Consider the following 15,803-nt stretch of genomic DNA (forward strand, 5'->3'; position numbering starts at 1 on the left):
GGACGTTGCTCCGCGAGTACGGGAAGGGGCCCGGTGAACCGTACGGTCGACGTGCTCGTGGTGGGCGCGGGACCCGCCGGGCTCGCCGCGGCCGCTCGCCTCGCGGCGGCGGGCGCGGGCCGCGTCGAGGTCCTGGAGCGGGAGCAGGCCGCCGGCGGGGTCCCCCGGCACTGCGTCCGTCCGGGATTCGGCGCGGACGCCCGGGGCCGCCCCCTCGACGGCCCGGCCCACGCGCGACGCTCGGTGCGAGCGGCGCTGCGGGCCGGGGCCACCGTCCGTACCGGTGTGTCGGCCACCGGCTGGGCGGGGCCGCTCACTCTCGACGTCACGGCCCCGACCGGGCTCGAACGCATCCGTGCTCGCGCGGTGGTCCTTGCCACCGGGGCCCGCGAACGCGCCCGCAGCGCACGGCTCGTCCCGGGGTCGCGACCCGCCGGGGTGCTGACCACGGGCGAGCTTCAGCGGCTGGTCCTTCGGTTCGGGTCACGGGCGGAGCACATCGGGCGGCGGGCGGTGGTCGTCGGTGGCGACCCCGTGGCCCGCAACGCCGTGCGGACGCTCCGCGCGGCCGGGGTGGAGGTCGTGGCCGTCGTCACCGAACACCCGTCGCGACGAGCGTCGTTCGGGGCCGTTCCGGTGCTCACGGGATCGGTCGTGACGGAGCTCCTCGGACGCGGACGGCTCACCGGGGTCGAGGTCAGGGGCGAGGACGGCCGGGCGACCCGGCACACCCTGCGGTGCGACACCGTGGTCTTCACCGGGGACTGGATTCCGGACCACGAACTCTCCCGCGCCTGTGGGCTGCCGCTCGCCCGGGGCACCCGGGGCCCCGTGACGGACGGTGCCTTCCGCACCGCCGCGCCCGGAGTCTTCGCGGTCGGCAACCTCCTGCGCGGCGTGGAGCCGGCAGCGGTGGCCGCCGCCGAGGGGCGCGCGGCGGCGGAGGCCGTACGCGACCTCCTCGACGGACAGCTCTGGCCCGATGCCGGAGTGCCGGTGGAAGCGGCGGGGCCGCTTCGGTGGGTGACGCCCGGTCTGCTCGGTCCGGTGGCCGCGCCCCTGTTCGTACGGACCGAGCACCGGCTCGTACGACCGCTCCTGACCGTCACCCAGGACGGCGCTCCGCTGCGGCGGGAGCGGCTGAACGGCTCGCTCGTCCCCTGGCGTTCGGTACGGCTCCCGGCGCACTGGACGAGCGGGGTGGACCTCGGAGGCGGGCCGGTGGTGGTCGGCGCCGAGGAGTGACGCGCGCCGGGCGCGTGCGGGCCGGGGGCGTTTGCGCGGGGCGCTCGGGCAGGAGTGTGCGCGGCCACGGCGGAACGTGCGCGGCTGCGGTGGCGGGGCCCTTCGGCGAGACTGGTCTGCATGCCGGACAAGCGCAGTGCGGGTCTTCTGGTCTTCCGCCGTTCGACGGACGGTGGCGTCGAGGTTCTCATCGGTCATATGGGCGGGCCCTTCTGGGCGTCCCGCGAGCAGTCGGCCTGGTCGATCCCCAAGGGCGAGTACGAGCCGGACGAGGCCCCGGAATCGGCGGCGAGCCGCGAGTTCCTCGAGGAGCTGGGCCTTCCGGCCCCCGAGGGCGAGTGGCTCGACCTCGGCGAGTCCCGGCAGCGCAACGGAAAGCTCGTCACCATCTGGGCCGTCGAGGGGACACTCGACCCGGCCGAGATCGTGCCGGGCACCTTCACCATGGAGTGGCCGCCGCGGTCCGGCGTCCAGGGGGAGTTCCCGGAGATCGACCGGGTGGGCTGGTTCGCCCCGGAGGCGGCCGCTCCGCTGCTCGTGGAGGGTCAGCGGGTCTTCCTGGAACGGCTGGTGGAACGGCTCGACGGGCAGGGTTGAGGGCGATTGTCAGACCCGTACGAGAGGGTGGTGAGCGCCGAACTGTCGAGAGGGAGCCCGACAACATGACCACGATCACCGCCAGCGAGCGCGCGGCCGCCCAGGCGTACCTGCGGTTGCTCGAATCCACCCAGGCCGTGCTGACCGATCCACAGCTCGCCCCGTACGCGGGGGTGATGCTCACCCATCCGATGGCCGAGGCGGACGAGGCGCTCCGCGCCGCGGGCCTCGTGGGGAACGAGGCCCGGCTGCTGCGGCTCGTCTCGTCCCTGCGTGCCTCCCCAGCGACCGCTTGGGGGCGTGCCGGGTGAGGAGCCGGGTCCGGGAGGTGGCGGGCCCCCGGAGGTGGCGGGGCCGGTAGGTGGCGGCCCCGCACGGCGCGTGGGCCGTCAGCCGCTGGTGGGGCCGTCAGCCGCCCAACCGGACGGGGAGCGCCCGGACGCTGTTGCCGACGAATCCGGTGTGGCGGGGCAGCTCGGACTCGGGAACGGCCAGGTCCAGGTCCGGGAAGCGGGTGAAGAGCGCCTCCAGAGCGAGGGTGGCCTCCATCCGGGCGAGTGGGGCGCCCAGGCAGTAGTGGGCGCCGTGGCCGAGGGACAGGTGCTTCACCGTCGCCGTTCGCGTGAGGTCGAAGCGGTCGGCGTCCGGGCCGTGGGCCTTCGTGTCCCGGCCCGCCGCCGAGTACCCGGCCAGGACGGGGGTGCCCCGCGGAACGAGGGTGCCGTCGACGGTGAGGTCGCGGGTGGGGTAGCGGAACGGGAAGTAGCTGACCGGGCTGTTCCAGCGGAGGGTCTCCTCCACCACGTCCGCCCAGGTCGCGCGGCCCTCGATGACCAGGGCCAGCTGGTCGCGGTGGGCGCAGAGCGCCCGGACCGCGTTGGTGACCAGGTTCAGGGTGGTCTCGTGGCCCGCGATGATCAGCAGGAGCACGGTGCCGATCAGCTCGGCCTCGCCGAGCCGGTCGCCGTCCTCGTCCCGGGCGGCGATGAGCGCGCTGGTCAGGTCGTCGCCGGGGGCGGTGGCCTTGTCGCCGGCGATGGAGGCGAGGAGTTCGACCATCTCGCGGTTGGCGGCCACGGCCTGAGCGGGTTCGGTGTCCGTTGCGACGATCAGGCCGGAGAGACGGTGCAGCCGGTCCTGGTGGACGGGGTCGACGCCGAGGAGTTCGCAGATGACGCCGAGCGGCAGCGGAAGCGCGTAGTGGCGGCGCAGGTCCGCGACGCCGTCACCGGCCCCGGCCGCGTCGGCGAGGTCGTCGAGGAGTCCGGCGGCGACCGCCTCGACACGCGGGCGGAGTTCCTCGACCCGGCGGGCGGTGAAGGCGCTGCTCACCAGGGTGCGGAGGCGGCGGTGGTCGGCACCGTCCGCGGTCATCATGCCGGGCACGGTGGCGAACGTCCGCAGCGGCCAGCCGTCGGGTATGCGGCCCTCGGTGAGCGCGGTGAAGTGCTGGGGGCCCTTGGCGACGTCGGGATGCGAGAGGAAGTCCCGGAGGGCGTCGTGGCCGAGTACCACCATGCCGTCGATCTCGCCGGGGAGGATCACCGGAGCGACGGCGCCTTCGGCGAGCAGGCGGGCGTTGTCGGCGTGGGGGCAGCCGCCGGACGGGTCCATGCGGTGGGGCGGACGAGGGGCTGGCACGGGCAGTGCGTTCACTTCGGGAGCTCCTGACTGCGGGCCCTTGCGGGCGGGACCAGGCCGGTGCGGGCCCCCGGGGTTCAGCACATCCTACGGTCAACCCCACGCTGCTCACGGTGAGTTGTCGGGCGTGCTGTCGTCGCCCGGTGCGGCGGCGCGGCCGCCGCGGCCCAGGAGTTCGGCCAGGCCTCGGCGGGTTGCGGCCACCACTACCCGGTCGGCCGGTTCGAGGATGCGCTCGGGGGCCAGGCGCCAGCCCTTGTCCCGGCCGGCCGTACCGGACTTCGTGCCGGTTCCGTCCAGGGCGATGACCCGCCATTTGCCCGGGTGGAAGGCCTCGGCCACGGTCAGTCCGTTCAGGAGCGGATGGTCGGCGACGTCCACTGCGGCGAAGAGGAGGACCCGACGCTCGACCGGGACGGCGCCGAGTACCTGACGGCCCAGCATGGCGCCGGCGAAGGCGGGCGCGGCGAGGTAGGAGACGCTCCGGCTGCGGGTGAGGGCCGCGGGGTGGGCGGTACGGAGGGTACGGAAGACGGCGGTGGCGAAGTCGTCGTCGTACAGGCGCAGCACGACCCGCAGGTCGGGGGTGACGGCGCGGGCGGAGAGCGCTGCCTCCAGGTTGGTGATGTCGACGCTGGTCAGGGCGAGAAGCGCGTGGGCGCGGTCGATGCGGGCGGCCTCCAGGACGCCCTCCTCCGTGACGTCGCCGATGACGGTGGGGACGCGCAGCCGTCTGGCGACGGCGATTCCACGGGCCTCCGGGTCGGACTCGACGCAGACCACGGGGATGTTCAGCCGGCGGAGCCGGGCGAGGACTCGGGTGCCGACCTTGCCGAGGCCGAGGAGGACGACATGCCCGGAGAGCCCGCGCGGGGGCCGTCGCAGGGTGGTCGCCGTACGGAAGGTGCCGAGGCCTTCGATGAGGGCGGCGACGATCACCGGCAGCAGGAGCAGTCCGACGAACCCGGCGAGGATCTGGAGGACCTGGCGGCTGGTCGACTCCCCCACGGCCGGGTCGCCGATGGCGAAGATGTCGAGAAGCGTCAGATAGGCGGCGTGCAGCGGGTGGTCGCCGGTGGTGAAGGTGGAGGCGAGGGCGAGCGCGAGGACGGCGGCGGCCGCACCGCTCAGGGACCAGCGCAGCCGGCGCGAGAAGAGCGAGGCGACGGGCAGCGCGGAGGCCGCGAGGCGGGCGGACGCCAGGGCGGGGCCCGCCGCGGTGACCGCTTCGAGGGTGACGGCCGCGCGGCCGGTGGCGGCGGCCACCGTACGGTCGTCGGGCAGGAGCCGTGGGCCCGCGTCCCCGCTGCGTTCGGAGCCCTCGCAGCCCGCCGGGTCGCCGGCCGTGGCGGAGAGCAGGGCGAGCGTGCAAAGACCCGGGTCGGGGGCCTCTCCGGCGGCGGGCAGGCGCTCCACGGCGTGCAGGAGCAGTCCCCCGGCCTGCACCACCTTGCTGGTGCCCGCGACTGCGGCCGCGGCGAGGCCGGGGGCGGCGGTGTCGACGTCGGAGAGGACCGTGGTGGCGGCGTCGAGCTTCTCGGGGTCGAGGCCCGGTTCGGCGACGGCCGCGGCCTGGTCGAGGAGTGTTTCGAGGTGCTGGCCGAGCTTGCGGTTGTAGAGCCGGATGACGAGGCGCAGTCGGGGGTTGAGGCGGCGGGCGGTGAGTGCGGCCCGGATGTTGGTCTCGTCGTCCTCGTGGACGAGGGCGAGCGCGGCGGCCCGCTCCACCCCGGCGTCCGTCAGGGCCCGGTCGTCGGCGTCCGGGGACTCGACGACGCGCAGGGTGCCGGTGGGTTCGCCGCCGTCCGTGCCGGTCCCCGCCGGGGTGGCCGGGGCGGTGGTGCCTGAGGTGCCTGCGGTGCCGGTGGTGCGGATGACGGCGGCCGTGACCCGTCCGAAGAGGGCCAGCGCCCGGCCGGTGCGGGCGGTGGGCGTGCGTGGGGCGTCGGGCCGTACCGGCACGAGGAGGGTGACCTGCTCCCCGTACACCTCGTGGAGCTCGCCCGCGAGGCGGTGGGCGAGGGCGTCGTCCCCACAGACGATCATGTGCCCGGCGGGGGCCTGGCGCGGCTGCCGCTCGGTCCGGAAGGCGGGCGCGCCGAAGGGGCCGCCGCCGGAGATCCCGGGCGACCTGGTGGGGCCCGGGACGGACCGGGATGCCGGTTCGACGGGAGGCGCTGCGGCACTGTCGGCCGGAACGGCGTTGGTCTGGTGCGGGTGTGAGGGCACGTCACAAGGATGCCCTGCGCCACCGACAGCGGGCCGGGGAGGCCGTACCACCCGGGCGGGCGCACGACGCGCCGCCGTACGCCACACCCGCTACGCCGGTCGGCGCACTCCGATCTGCGCGTCCCGCGCCTCCTTCCTACGGTGACTGAATGATCGTCACGTCAGCTGTCCGTCATGCCGCCGCCGGTACCGCTGCGGTGCTGTTCGTGCTGCCCGCTCCGGCGGCCACGGCGTCTCCCGTCACCTCGACCGAGACCGTCACTTCGGCCATGGCTGTCACTTCGGCCGCTTCCGTCACATCCGTAGCAGCTGCCTCCTCGGTCTCCCTCCGGGAGCCCACGCCGCCCGCGCCCCGGTACCTCGACCGTGCCCGGCTGGACCGGAAGGGCACGCAGGTGCAGCCGCTGCGGGACGCTCCCGACGTGCCCTCCGTCTCGGCGCTGTCCTGGGTGGTCGCGGACGCGTCCTCCGGTGAGGTGCTCGCCGCGCGCAACGCCCACCGGAAGCTGCCGCCGGCCAGCACCCTGAAGGCGCTGTTCGCCCTCACGGCGCTCCCCGGTCACGAACCCTCCGAGCAGCACACCGTGGCCGATTCCGAGCTGACCGGGATCGGGGACGGCAGCAGCCTGGTGGGGGTGAAGGAGGGGTACACGTACAAGGTCTCGGACCTGTGGAACGGCGTTTTCCTCAGCTCCGGGAACGACGCGGTGCACGTCCTGGCCGCGATGAACGGCGGCTGGGAGTCGATGTCCCGGCAGATGCAGGAGAAGGCGAAGTCCCTGGGGGCCCTGGACACCCATGTGGTGTCCCCCGACGGTTACGACGCCCCGGGGCAGGTGTCCTCCGCGTACGACCTGGCGGTGTTCGGCCGGACCGGGCTCCAGGATCCGGCGTTCACCCGGTACTGCTCGACGGCGTACGCGGACTTCCCGGCGGGCTCCTGGTCGTACGGCATCGCCAACACCAACCGGCTCCTGACGGGGGCGAACGGTGTGGCCCGCTATCCCGGGCTCATCGGAATCAAGAACGGATACACGAGCAACGCGGGCAACACGCTGATCTCGGCGGCCCGGCGCGGCGACCGGACCTTGGTCGTCACCGTGATGAACCCACAGGGCGGGGGCGGGCTCGCCGTCTACGAGGAGGCGCGCGAACTCCTCGACTGGGGCTTCGAGGCGGCGGGACGGGTCCAGCCGGTGGGCTCGCTGCTCCCCGTACGGACGAAGGCGGCGGCCGGTTCGGGCAACCGGGCCGTGTCGGTGGCCCGTGGAGGCCGTGATCCCCGTGAAGGCGGCCTTGCGCGCACGGACGCTCAGCCGCCCCGCGCCGGAGCGGAAACGGCGGCCACGCCCGGCAAGGACCCCACGCGCGGGGCGGCGCCCTCGGGCGCGTCGGCCGGCCTTCCGCTGGCCCTGGTGGCCTCCGCCTGCGCGGCGGCGTTCGCGCTGTGGGGCTGGCGGCGCCGGGCGGCCCACAGGGTGAGCTGACTCCGGACGGCGGCCGGTGGGCGCCGCACGGTCCGGCGGCCGGCCCGGCGGCGCGAACCGCCGGGCCACCGCTCCGTCGGACACGGGACAGTCCGACGCGGTGCGGTCGGACGCGGGGCAGTCCGACGCGGGGCAGTCCGACGCGGGACAGTCGGACGCGGTGCGGTCGGACGCGGGGCGGTCCGACGCGGGGCGGTCGGACGCGGGGCGGTCACGCCCCCACGTACGCCGCCAGGTGCTCGCCCGTGAGCGTCGACCGCGCGGCCACGAGGTCGGCGGGGGTGCCCTCGAAGACGATCTTGCCGCCGTCGTGACCGGCGCCGGGGCCGAGGTCGATGATCCAGTCGGCGTGGGCCATGACGGCCTGGTGGTGCTCGACGACGATGACCGACTTGCCGGCGTCCACGAGCCGGTCGAGCAGCCCGAGGAGCTGCTCCACATCGGCGAGGTGCAGACCGGTGGTCGGCTCGTCGAGGATGTAGACACCGCCCTTCTCGCTCATGTTCGTGGCCAGCTTGAGCCGCTGGCGCTCGCCGCCGGACAGCGTGGTGAGCGGCTGGCCGAGGCTGAGGTAGCCGAGACCGACGTCCGCGAGCCGGGCGAGGACGCGCTGCGCGGCCGGGGTGCTCGCCTCGCCCGAACCGAAGAACTCCACGGCCTCGGTGACGGACATCGCGAGCACCTCGCTGATGTCCCGGCCGCCGAGGAGGTATTCCAGGACCGAGGCCTGGAACCTCTTGCCCTCGCAGTCCTCGCAGGTGGAGGAGACCCCGGCCATCATCCCGAGGTCGGTGTAGATGACGCCGGCGCCGTTGCAGGTGGGGCAGGCGCCCTCGGAGTTGGCGCTGAAGAGCGCGGGCTTCACGCCGTTGGCCTTGGCGAACGCCTTGCGGATCGGGTCGAGCAGTCCGGTGTACGTCGCCGGGTTGCTGCGGCGCGAGCCGCGGATCGGGCTCTGGTCGATCGACACGACGTCGTCGCTGACCGGGATCGAGCCGTGCACGAGCGAGCTCTTGCCGGAGCCGGCGACGCCGGTGACGACGGCGAGGACCCCGAGCGGGATGTCGACGTCGACGTCGCGCAGGTTGTGGGTCGTCGCGCCCCGGATCTCCAGGGTGCCGGTGGGCTCCCGCACGGTGTCCTTGACCGAGGCCCGGTCGTCGAAGTGCCGGCCGGTGACGGTGCCGCCGGTCCGCAGGCCGTCCACCGTGCCCTCGAAGCAGACGGTGCCGCCCTCCGTACCGGCGCCGGGGCCGAGGTCGACGACGTGGTCGGCGATCGCGATCGTCTCCGGCTTGTGCTCCACGACGAGCACGGTGTTGCCCTTGTCCCGCAACTGCAGGAGCAGTTCGTTCATCCGCTGGATGTCGTGCGGGTGCAGGCCGACGGTGGGCTCGTCGAAGACGTAGGTGACGTCCGTGAGCGAGGAGCCGAGGTGCCGGATCATCTTGACGCGCTGCGCCTCGCCGCCGGACAGCGTGCCCGCGGGCCGGTCGAGGGAGAGATAGCCGAGGCCGATCTCCACGAACGAGTCGAGGGTCAGCTGGAGCGCCGTGAGCAGCGGGGCGACCGAGGGCTCCTTGAGGCCGCGGACCCACTTGGCGAGGTCGCTGATCTGCATCGCGCAGGCGTCGGCGATGCTGATGCGCTTGATCTTCGACGCCCTGGCCCCCTCGGCGAGGCGGGTGCCGTCGCACTCGGGGCAGGTGGTGAAGGTGACGGCCCGCTCCACGAACGCGCGGATGTGCGGCTGCATGCCCTCCTTGTCCTTGGCCAGGAACGACTTCTGGATCCGGGGGATCAGCCCTTCGTACGTCATGTTGATGCCCGCGATCTTCATGCGGGTCGGCTCGTGGTGGAGGAAGGCCTGCAGTTCCTTCTTCGTGTACTTACGGATCGGCTTGGCCGGGTCGACGAGGCCCGACTCGCTGTAGAGGCGGTAGTTCCAGCCGCCCGGGGTGTAGCCGGGGATGGTGAGCGCGCCCTCGTCGAGCGACTTGGAGTCGTCGTAGAGCTGGGTGAGGTCGATGTCGGAGACCGCGCCGCGGCCCTCGCAGTTCGGGCACATGCCGCCGGTGCGGTTGAAGGTCGCCCTGACGGTCTTCCTGTCACCGCGCTCGACGGTGATCGCGCCGCTCGCCTTCACCGAGGGGACGTTGAAGGCGTACGCGCCGGGCGGGCCGATATGGGGCTTGCCGAGCCGGCTGAAGAGGATGCGGAGCATCGCGTTGGCGTCGGTGGCGGTGCCGACCGTGGAGCGGGGGTCGGCGCCCATCCGCTGCTGGTCGACGATGATCGCGGTCGTCAGGCCGTCGAGTACGTCGACCTCGGGCCGCGCCAGGGTCGGCATGAAGCCCTGGACGAAGGCGCTGTACGTCTCGTTGATCAGGCGCTGGGACTCGGCGGCGATCGTGTCGAAGACGAGGGAGCTCTTTCCCGAGCCGGAGACCCCCGTGAACACCGTGAGCCGGCGCTTCGGGATCTCGATGCTGACGTCCTTGAGGTTGTTCTCCCGCGCGCCGTGCACACGGATCAGATCGTGCCGGTCGGCCGGGTGCGGCTGCTCGTCCGCCCTGGGGGCCTTGCTCATCGTCTCTCCAGCTGTCGCGCGGGGCCGAAAAACGGACCGGCGCGGCGCGTCGTGGCCGACGGCGGCTGTATCGCGGGGTCCATGGCAGCCACGCTAGCGGCGGCCGGATGACGACGCTTCTCAAATCCTGATCGAGGTTCCGGCCACGTACTGCTCGGCGGCGTGGACGGCCTCGCGGGCGGTGCGTTCTCCCATCAGCACGCACAGCGTGTACGCCGTGTCCTCGAAGCGCCGGCGCGCCGACAGGTCGCACGGCCTGGCCAGCACGGTCCGCTCCTGGGCGCGGTAGTGCCGGAGCAGCCGGTCGACCGTGTTCCTGTCGGGCAGCAGCATGGCGTCCTCCCTCTCCTGAGTCGCTCCATACTCCCGGTCGTCGGCCACGCTCGCGACCTGCACGGACACGCTGTGTGACGGCCTCGTGCGCGGGAGGCCCTCGGAGTGCGCTTCCGACGCCCATGGCGGAGGGTCGGAGACATGAACCCGAGCGCGATTTCGCGGGTGGTCGTCACCGGCGCCACCGGCAACGTGGGCACCAGTCTGGTACGGCTCCTGGCGCGCGAGCCGCGCGTCGGCTCGGTCCTGGGTCTTGCCAGGCGCCGGCCGGGACTCGAACTTCCGGGGGTGGAGTGGGCCGAGGTCGACCTGTCCCGGGAGGGCGACGAGCCGCTGCTCGCGCAGCACGTCGCCGACGCGGACGCCGTGGTGCATCTGGCCTGGCGGTTCGGGCCGACGCACGACCCGGTGGAGACGTGGCGGACCAACGTCCTGGGCTCGGTGCGCGTCTTCGAGGCGGTCGCGGCGGCGCGGGTGCCGGTCCTGGTGCACGCCTCCTCGGTGGGGGCGTACTCCCCGGGCCCGGCGGGCGGTGCGCCGGTGTCCGAGGCGTGGCCGACGCACGGCTGGCCGGGGGCCGCGTACACGCGGGAGAAGGCCTATCTGGAGCGGGTCCTGGACACGTTCGAGCGGGACCATCCGATGATCCGGGTGGTACGGATGCGTCCGGCGTTCCTCTTCAAGGAGGAGTCGGCGAGCGGGCAGCGACGGATCTTCGCGGGGCGCTTCTTCCCGGGGCAGCTGATGCGGCCCGATCTGCTGCCGCTGCTCCCGGAGTTCGACGGGCTCCGTTTCCAGGTCCTGCACACCGAGGATGCGGCGGACGCCTACCGGCGGGCGCTGCTGCGGGACGTCCGTGGCGCGTTCAACCTGGCGGCGGAGCCGGTGATCGACGGCGCGGTCCTGGGCGAGCTGCTGGACGCCCGGCCGGTGCGTGTGCCGGCGGGCGCGGTGCGGGGCGCCCTGTCGGCGGCCTGGCGTCTCAGGCTCGCCCCGGCCTCCCCCGGCCTCTTCGACGCGCTGCGGCACATGCCGCTGCTGGCGACGGAGCGGGCGCGGCGGGAACTGGAGTGGGAGCCGGAGAGAAGCTCCCTGGAGGCCCTGGAGGCGTTCCTGCGCGGTGTCCGCGCGGGCGCGGGCGACGACACGGGCCCCTTGGCGGGCCACCGCATCGGCTGACGCGGGGGCGTGGCCGGGGGCATCGACCCCGGGCCACGCGTCGTGCCGCAGGCGCTGTTTCGTGCGAGCCCCGTGTCAGTGGGCCGGGGTCGGCCAGTCGACGAGGCGGATGGCCGCGCCTGCGGCCTCGCGGCCTCGGCAGTGGGTGCGGTGGCGGCGCATGAGCGCTTCGATGTCGAGGCGGCGGCCGAACTCGGGGCGCGCGGCCAGGCGTCGGGCGTAGGCCCAGAGGGCCGGGTATCCGGCGACCCGGTCCATCGCGGCGGCGTCCAGGTGCCAGCGGTGGACGGTGTCGAGCTGGACCAGGGTGACCCAGACCTGCACATCGGCGGCGGTCGGCGCGTCGCCGAGCACGTACGGGTGGCGGGCGAGGCGGCGTTCCAGGGAGCCGAGGGCCGCGAAGAGGACGGTGAGGGGGTCGTGGTGGGCGGCCTCGCCGTCGAGTCCGAGCTCACCGGCCCGCTGTGCGGCCCGGTTGATGCTGCGCTCGCACAGGTCGGTGATCGCCTCCATCTCGCTCCGGTGCTCCTCGGGCAGCAGCTCGGGGCCGTCGCCGCGGAAGCGGAGGGCGAGGTCCCGGAGGATGTCGGGGACGTGCGTGCTGACGATCCGTCCGGTCCACCCGTCGCTGAGGACGGGGGCCGCGGCCGGCCCGTCGTAGAGGTGCGCGCTCGCCTCGTACAGCGGGCGGAGGGCCGCGTACCCGCCGTCGGGCGTGTCGGGGCTCTCGGGCAGTACGGAGAGCGGGAGCGTGTCGTCCAGTCCGAGCAGGCTGTGGGTCAGGGCGATGCTCAGACAGCCGGGGTCGTACGGGGCGACGTGGAGGCGATAGCGGTGCGGCACGGCGTAGTGGCCGCTGTGCACGTCGCTGCCGATCCGGCCCCGGAAGGCGGGCACGGCGGAGGCGGGCAGCAGCGAGGACGGAACGACGGACATGCTTCTCCCTTGAGGGTGCTCGGTGCTGGGTCCGGGCGGCGCACGGCACGGCGACGGTCGCGGAGGCGAGACGGCGGCACCGGCAGCACGGGGCCCGGAGGCAGCAGAGGTACGGGAAGAGGAGGAGGTCGGCGCGGCGCCCGCGGGGGCGGCGGCCTCGGCGAACAGAACCTCAGCGAGCGGGGTGGACCACCCGGCGGTCACCGCGACTCGCCGCGCTGCAGACCCGCAGCAGGTCGATGTGGCGGCGGGACGTGAGGGGCAGGGAGCGCGGGAGGGGCGCGGTGAGTGACGTGTGCCGTCGACCGCTGCGTCCCATGGTTCCCTACCTGTTCGCTCGGTTTCCCCGTCCTGAGTGTCCGACCGGCCTCGGACGACGTCAAGGGTGCGGTACGGGCCACTCCGTGAAGCGTGCGGAATAATGCGCGCATGCGCATTTCAGCCAGGGCCGACTACGCGGTGCGTGCCGCCCTCCAGCTCGCCGCCGCCCAGGATTCGGGTCCGCTGAAGGCCGAGGCCATCGCCGAGGGCCAGGGCATCTCGCACAAGTTCCTCGAAGGCATCCTCGGCGACATGCGCAAGGGCGGCCTGGTGCAGAGCCAGCGCGGCGGCAACGGCGGTTACTGGCTGGCCAGGCCCGCGGAGTCGATCTCGGTCGCGGAGGTCATCCGCTGTGTGGACGGTCCGTTGGTCTCCGTCCGCGGGGAGCGGCCGCCGGACCTGTCGTACACCGGTCCGGCCGAGTCGCTGCTCACCCTGTGGATCGCGCTCCGGGCGTCCGTCCGTGAGGTGCTCGGGGTCTCGCTCGCGGAGGTGGCGGCGGCCCAGCTGCCGGAGGGGATCGTTGCGCTCGCGGACGATCCGGAGGCCTGGACCAACCCCTGAGTGCCGGGCAACCACCCGCGAGCTGCATCGATGTGACCCTGTCTCACTCGCCAAGACAGCCTTGTCCAGTCCGCGGACGCCTCTTGGGGCGACGCCATCCCGTCTGCCACTATCCCTACTATTCCAGTGGGAATACTAGGGATCATGTGAGGTGACGTGAGTACGCCGAGGAAATCGCCGAAGAGACCAGCGATACGTACCACCTCCGCACCGAACGCCGGGCCCGTCGACCGGCCCGCCGGAAGGCCGGGCGACACCCCTGTCGACCGGCCCGCCGACGACGCCATCTGGCCCCGCGTCACCCGCGAACTCGCCGACGACCTCGCCGTCGACGCCCTCGCCAGGGACCGGGCCGGCAAGGTGCCGTTCGACGAGGTCGCCCGGCTCCAGGAGGCCGGGCTGCCCGCCCTGCTGACGGCGCCGGGTCCGAACCGGCGCGGCGCCGACTGGCAGGCGGCGTGTGCGGTCGTACGGGAGATCTCCGCCGCCGACAGTTCGGTGGGCGAGCTCCTCGCCCACCACTACGCCCTGTCCTGGAGCAGCCGCTTCTTCGGCGGCCCCGCGCGGGAGCCGGGCACCCTCCCCGCGAACGACCTCCCCCTCGACGTACGCACCGCCGAGGAGCGGTGGCTCCTCGCCGGTGGCGTCGAACCGCCGCGCGGCGAGACCGGACCCGGCCTCACGCTCACCCCCGCCGACTCCGGCGGTGGCTGGATCCTCGACGGGAGCCGTACGTTCGGCTCCGCCGTGACGGTCGCCGACCGGTTCGTCGTCGGGGCCCGCCCCGGCGGCAGCGGCGACCTCTTCGTCGTCCTGGTGGACCCGGCGGAGCCCGGGGTGTTCACCGACGCCGGAACCGAACGGGTCGGGCAGCGGCTCGCCGGCGCGGGCACCGTCACCTTCGACCGGGTACCCGTGGCGCCCGAGGACATCCTCGGCGCGCTCCCCCATGACGAGCACGCCGTCGCGCCCTACTCCACCCTCGCTCCGCTCGCCCTGCGGCTGCTCCTGGTCCATGTCGGGCTCGGCATCGCCGAGGGGGCGCTCGCCGAGGCCCGGGACATCAGCCGCGCCGGGCAGGCGGGGCCGGCACCGGCAGGTCGTTCCGGGGGCGCCTCGGAGAGCTCCGTACCGGCCGGCACCGGGGACGATCCGTACCTCCTCCTCGCGTACGGCGAGCTGGCGACGGCCGCGCACGCCGCCGCCGCGGTGGTGGAGCGGGCGACGGACGCCCTGACCCACGGCCTGCTCGCCGGCTGGTCGCTCGGCGTGGAGGAACGCGCGGACATCGCCGTCCTGGTGGCGGCGGCCGAGACGGTCACCGGCCGGGCGGCCGTGCACATCACCACCCGCATCCTCGAACTCGTCGACGGCACGGCGGGCGCCGACGCCCGCGCCGGCGGTCCGGGATTCGACCGTTTCTGGCGCAACGCCCGCGCGCTCACCGCTCCCACCCAGGCCGCCCACCGGCTCCGCGACATCGGGGACCACTACCTCAACGGCACCCACGCACGGCTCACCCTGCTGGCCTGAAGGGCGTCGGTGCCGGGGGGTGCCTCTCCGGGGGACGAAGGGACGGACGGACCGGCATGTCGGGACGTCCGGCCCTCTCGTCGAGCGGCCGAAGGACCCAAGCTGGGAGGTGAGGGTCCGGCCGTCCGGCGGGCCCGGCACCGCACCCACGGAGGCAGCCTGATGAGTCGTGAGATCGTCGCAGGAGTGGACGGATCCCCGGAGAGTCTCGCCGCGGCGGACTGGGCCGCCCGCGAGGCCCTCCACCGGGGCCTCCCGCTACGGCTCGCGCACGCGTGGCGCTGGGAACCGCTCGATCTCCCCCTGGTCCAGGACCGCGCGACCCAGGAACGCGCCGCGGACTCGGTCCTGCGCGAGGCGGAGGCCACGATCGCCGCCCGCCACCCGGAGCTCACCCTCACGGCCGAGGTGCTCCGCGACACACCCGTCGCCGCGCTGCTCGGCACCGGGGAGGAGGCCGAGATGCTCGTCATCGGCTCGCGCGGACACGGAGCCGTCGCCGGATTCCTGCTCGGCTCGTACGGCCAGCAGATCATCGCCGACGCCACCCGCCCCGTGGTCGCCGTCCGGTCCCGTGACGGCGATCCGGCCGAACCCCCCACCGGGCACGTGCTCGTCGGGCAGCTCGGCAGCGCGGAGGACAGCGCCGCCGCGCTGGGCTTCGCAGTCGCGACCGCCGCCGCGCGCGGGGCGTCCGTGCGGGCCGTGCGCGCGTGGAGCCTGCCGGCGCTCTACGCGTACAGCCCGGCCTCGATGCGGCTCGCCGACGAGGCCGGCGGGCTCGTCCCGTACGAGGAGAAGTCGCTGCGGGAGGCCCTCGCGCCCTGGCGCGAGCGGTACCCGGACGTGCCGGTCACCGAGCACGTCGAGCTGGGCAGCGCCGGTCAGGTACTGCTCTCCGCCTCGGGGGCGGCCCAGCTCCTGGTGGTCGGCCGGCGGGCCAGGCGGGGGGCGGTCGGGCCGCGGATCGGGTCCGTCGCCCACGCGGCACTGCACCTCGCGCCGTGCCCGGTGGCGGTCGTCCCGCAGGGCTGAAAGGGTGCGATACAGGTTGACGCGCAAGGTTGACGCGTCGCGTTGACGAGGAGTGTCGGGGTGGCCGGGGCCGGAAAGTGTTACCGCCGTCGCCCCGGTGGCTCTCCCCAGCG

Annotated in this window: 13 protein-coding genes; 8 read left to right on the forward strand and 5 right to left on the reverse strand. The window is 74.1% G+C overall.

The window, feature by feature from the left end:
- Positions 1 to 33: 33 nt before the first annotated feature.
- The 3 genes from OG462_RS06690 (at position 34) to OG462_RS06700 (ending at position 2,153) form a co-directional block, all read left to right on the forward strand.
- Positions 34 to 1,245 (forward strand): FAD-dependent oxidoreductase, encoded by a 1,212-nt coding sequence (locus OG462_RS06690; RefSeq protein ID WP_406055394.1) that lies wholly within the window; start codon positions 34 to 36, stop codon positions 1,243 to 1,245.
- Between the two features lie 120 nt (positions 1,246 to 1,365).
- The gene (locus OG462_RS06695) at positions 1,366 to 1,842 is read left to right on the forward strand and encodes an NUDIX domain-containing protein (protein WP_406055396.1); all 477 of its coding nucleotides are present in this window, start codon (positions 1,366 to 1,368) and stop codon (positions 1,840 to 1,842) included.
- A gap of 65 nt (positions 1,843 to 1,907) precedes the next feature.
- Positions 1,908 to 2,153 carry a hypothetical protein gene (locus OG462_RS06700; RefSeq protein WP_406055398.1) on the forward strand — a complete coding sequence of 82 codons (246 nt, stop codon included), beginning with the start codon at positions 1,908 to 1,910 and terminating at the stop codon, positions 2,151 to 2,153.
- Between the two features lie 97 nt (positions 2,154 to 2,250).
- Here OG462_RS06700 and OG462_RS06705 read toward each other — a convergent pair whose 3' ends face one another.
- Both OG462_RS06705 and OG462_RS06710 read right to left on the reverse strand, forming a co-directional pair.
- On the reverse strand, positions 2,251 to 3,456 hold the full coding sequence (locus tag OG462_RS06705; protein ID WP_406066394.1) for a cytochrome P450: 1,206 nt from the start codon (positions 3,454 to 3,456) through the stop codon (positions 2,251 to 2,253).
- Positions 3,457 to 3,591: 135 nt separating this feature from the next.
- Complete coding sequence (locus OG462_RS06710) at positions 3,592 to 5,529, reverse strand: NAD-binding protein (protein ID WP_406066396.1); 1,938 nt, start codon at positions 5,527 to 5,529, stop codon at positions 3,592 to 3,594.
- A 332-nt stretch (positions 5,530 to 5,861) separates the two neighbouring features.
- Here OG462_RS06710 and OG462_RS06715 point away from each other — a divergent pair, with 332 nt between their 5' ends.
- Positions 5,862 to 7,199: a D-alanyl-D-alanine carboxypeptidase family protein gene (locus OG462_RS06715; RefSeq protein ID WP_406055400.1), complete on the forward strand. Its 1,338-nt coding sequence runs from the start codon at positions 5,862 to 5,864 to the stop codon at positions 7,197 to 7,199.
- Between the two features lie 211 nt (positions 7,200 to 7,410).
- Here OG462_RS06715 and OG462_RS06720 read toward each other — a convergent pair whose 3' ends face one another.
- Positions 7,411 to 9,789, reverse strand: a complete 2,379-nt coding sequence (locus tag OG462_RS06720) for an ATP-binding cassette domain-containing protein (protein ID WP_406055402.1) — start codon at positions 9,787 to 9,789, stop codon at positions 7,411 to 7,413.
- 120 nt (positions 9,790 to 9,909) lie between these two features.
- Positions 9,910 to 10,122 carry a DUF5133 domain-containing protein gene (locus OG462_RS06725; protein ID WP_406055404.1) on the reverse strand — a complete coding sequence of 71 codons (213 nt, stop codon included), beginning with the start codon at positions 10,120 to 10,122 and terminating at the stop codon, positions 9,910 to 9,912.
- Positions 10,123 to 10,263: 141 nt separating this feature from the next.
- Here OG462_RS06725 and OG462_RS06730 point away from each other — a divergent pair, with 141 nt between their 5' ends.
- Positions 10,264 to 11,301, forward strand: coding sequence for an NAD-dependent epimerase/dehydratase family protein (locus tag OG462_RS06730; protein WP_406055406.1), 1,038 nt, complete (start codon positions 10,264 to 10,266; stop codon positions 11,299 to 11,301).
- Positions 11,302 to 11,376: 75 nt separating this feature from the next.
- Here OG462_RS06730 and OG462_RS06735 read toward each other — a convergent pair whose 3' ends face one another.
- Complete coding sequence (locus OG462_RS06735; RefSeq protein ID WP_406055408.1) at positions 11,377 to 12,237, reverse strand: glutathione S-transferase C-terminal domain-containing protein; 861 nt, start codon at positions 12,235 to 12,237, stop codon at positions 11,377 to 11,379.
- Between the two features lie 429 nt (positions 12,238 to 12,666).
- On the opposite strand from OG462_RS06735, the gene OG462_RS06740 reads away from it, so the two are divergent.
- The 3 genes from OG462_RS06740 to OG462_RS06750 all read left to right on the forward strand — a co-directional run bounded on the left by OG462_RS06740 (position 12,667) and on the right by OG462_RS06750 (position 15,690).
- Positions 12,667 to 13,122: an RrF2 family transcriptional regulator gene (locus OG462_RS06740; protein ID WP_406055410.1), complete on the forward strand. Its 456-nt coding sequence runs from the start codon at positions 12,667 to 12,669 to the stop codon at positions 13,120 to 13,122.
- Between the two features lie 156 nt (positions 13,123 to 13,278).
- On the forward strand, positions 13,279 to 14,655 hold the full coding sequence (locus OG462_RS06745) for an acyl-CoA dehydrogenase (protein ID WP_406055412.1): 1,377 nt from the start codon (positions 13,279 to 13,281) through the stop codon (positions 14,653 to 14,655).
- A 162-nt stretch (positions 14,656 to 14,817) separates the two neighbouring features.
- Positions 14,818 to 15,690 carry a universal stress protein gene (locus OG462_RS06750; protein WP_406055414.1) on the forward strand — a complete coding sequence of 291 codons (873 nt, stop codon included), beginning with the start codon at positions 14,818 to 14,820 and terminating at the stop codon, positions 15,688 to 15,690.
- The last annotated feature ends 113 nt before the right edge of the window (positions 15,691 to 15,803 follow it).

The sequence above is a fragment of the Streptomyces sp. NBC_01077 genome, assembly GCF_045162855.1.
In the GTDB taxonomy this organism is placed as follows: Bacteria; Actinomycetota; Actinomycetes; order Streptomycetales; family Streptomycetaceae; genus Streptomyces.

Bases quoted from the DNA above. Each gene is read 5' to 3' on its own strand.
- OG462_RS06695 (WP_406055396.1), top strand. From the start codon at position 1,366: ATGCCGGACAAGCGCAGTGCGGGTCTTCTGGTCTTCCGCCGTTCGACG.
- OG462_RS06700 (WP_406055398.1), top strand. From the start codon at position 1,908: ATGACCACGATCACCGCCAGCGAGCGCGCGGCCGCCCAGGCGTACCTG.
- OG462_RS06705 (WP_406066394.1), bottom strand. From the start codon at position 3,456: ATGGACCCGTCCGGCGGCTGCCCCCACGCCGACAACGCCCGCCTGCTC.
- OG462_RS06710 (WP_406066396.1), bottom strand. From the start codon at position 5,529: ATGATCGTCTGTGGGGACGACGCCCTCGCCCACCGCCTCGCGGGCGAG.
- OG462_RS06715 (WP_406055400.1), top strand. From the start codon at position 5,862: ATGATCGTCACGTCAGCTGTCCGTCATGCCGCCGCCGGTACCGCTGCG.
- OG462_RS06720 (WP_406055402.1), bottom strand. From the start codon at position 9,789: ATGAGCAAGGCCCCCAGGGCGGACGAGCAGCCGCACCCGGCCGACCGG.
- OG462_RS06725 (WP_406055404.1), bottom strand. From the start codon at position 10,122: ATGCTGCTGCCCGACAGGAACACGGTCGACCGGCTGCTCCGGCACTAC.
- OG462_RS06730 (WP_406055406.1), top strand. From the start codon at position 10,264: ATGAACCCGAGCGCGATTTCGCGGGTGGTCGTCACCGGCGCCACCGGC.
- OG462_RS06735 (WP_406055408.1), bottom strand. From the start codon at position 12,237: ATGTCCGTCGTTCCGTCCTCGCTGCTGCCCGCCTCCGCCGTGCCCGCC.
- OG462_RS06740 (WP_406055410.1), top strand. From the start codon at position 12,667: ATGCGCATTTCAGCCAGGGCCGACTACGCGGTGCGTGCCGCCCTCCAG.
- OG462_RS06750 (WP_406055414.1), top strand. From the start codon at position 14,818: ATGAGTCGTGAGATCGTCGCAGGAGTGGACGGATCCCCGGAGAGTCTC.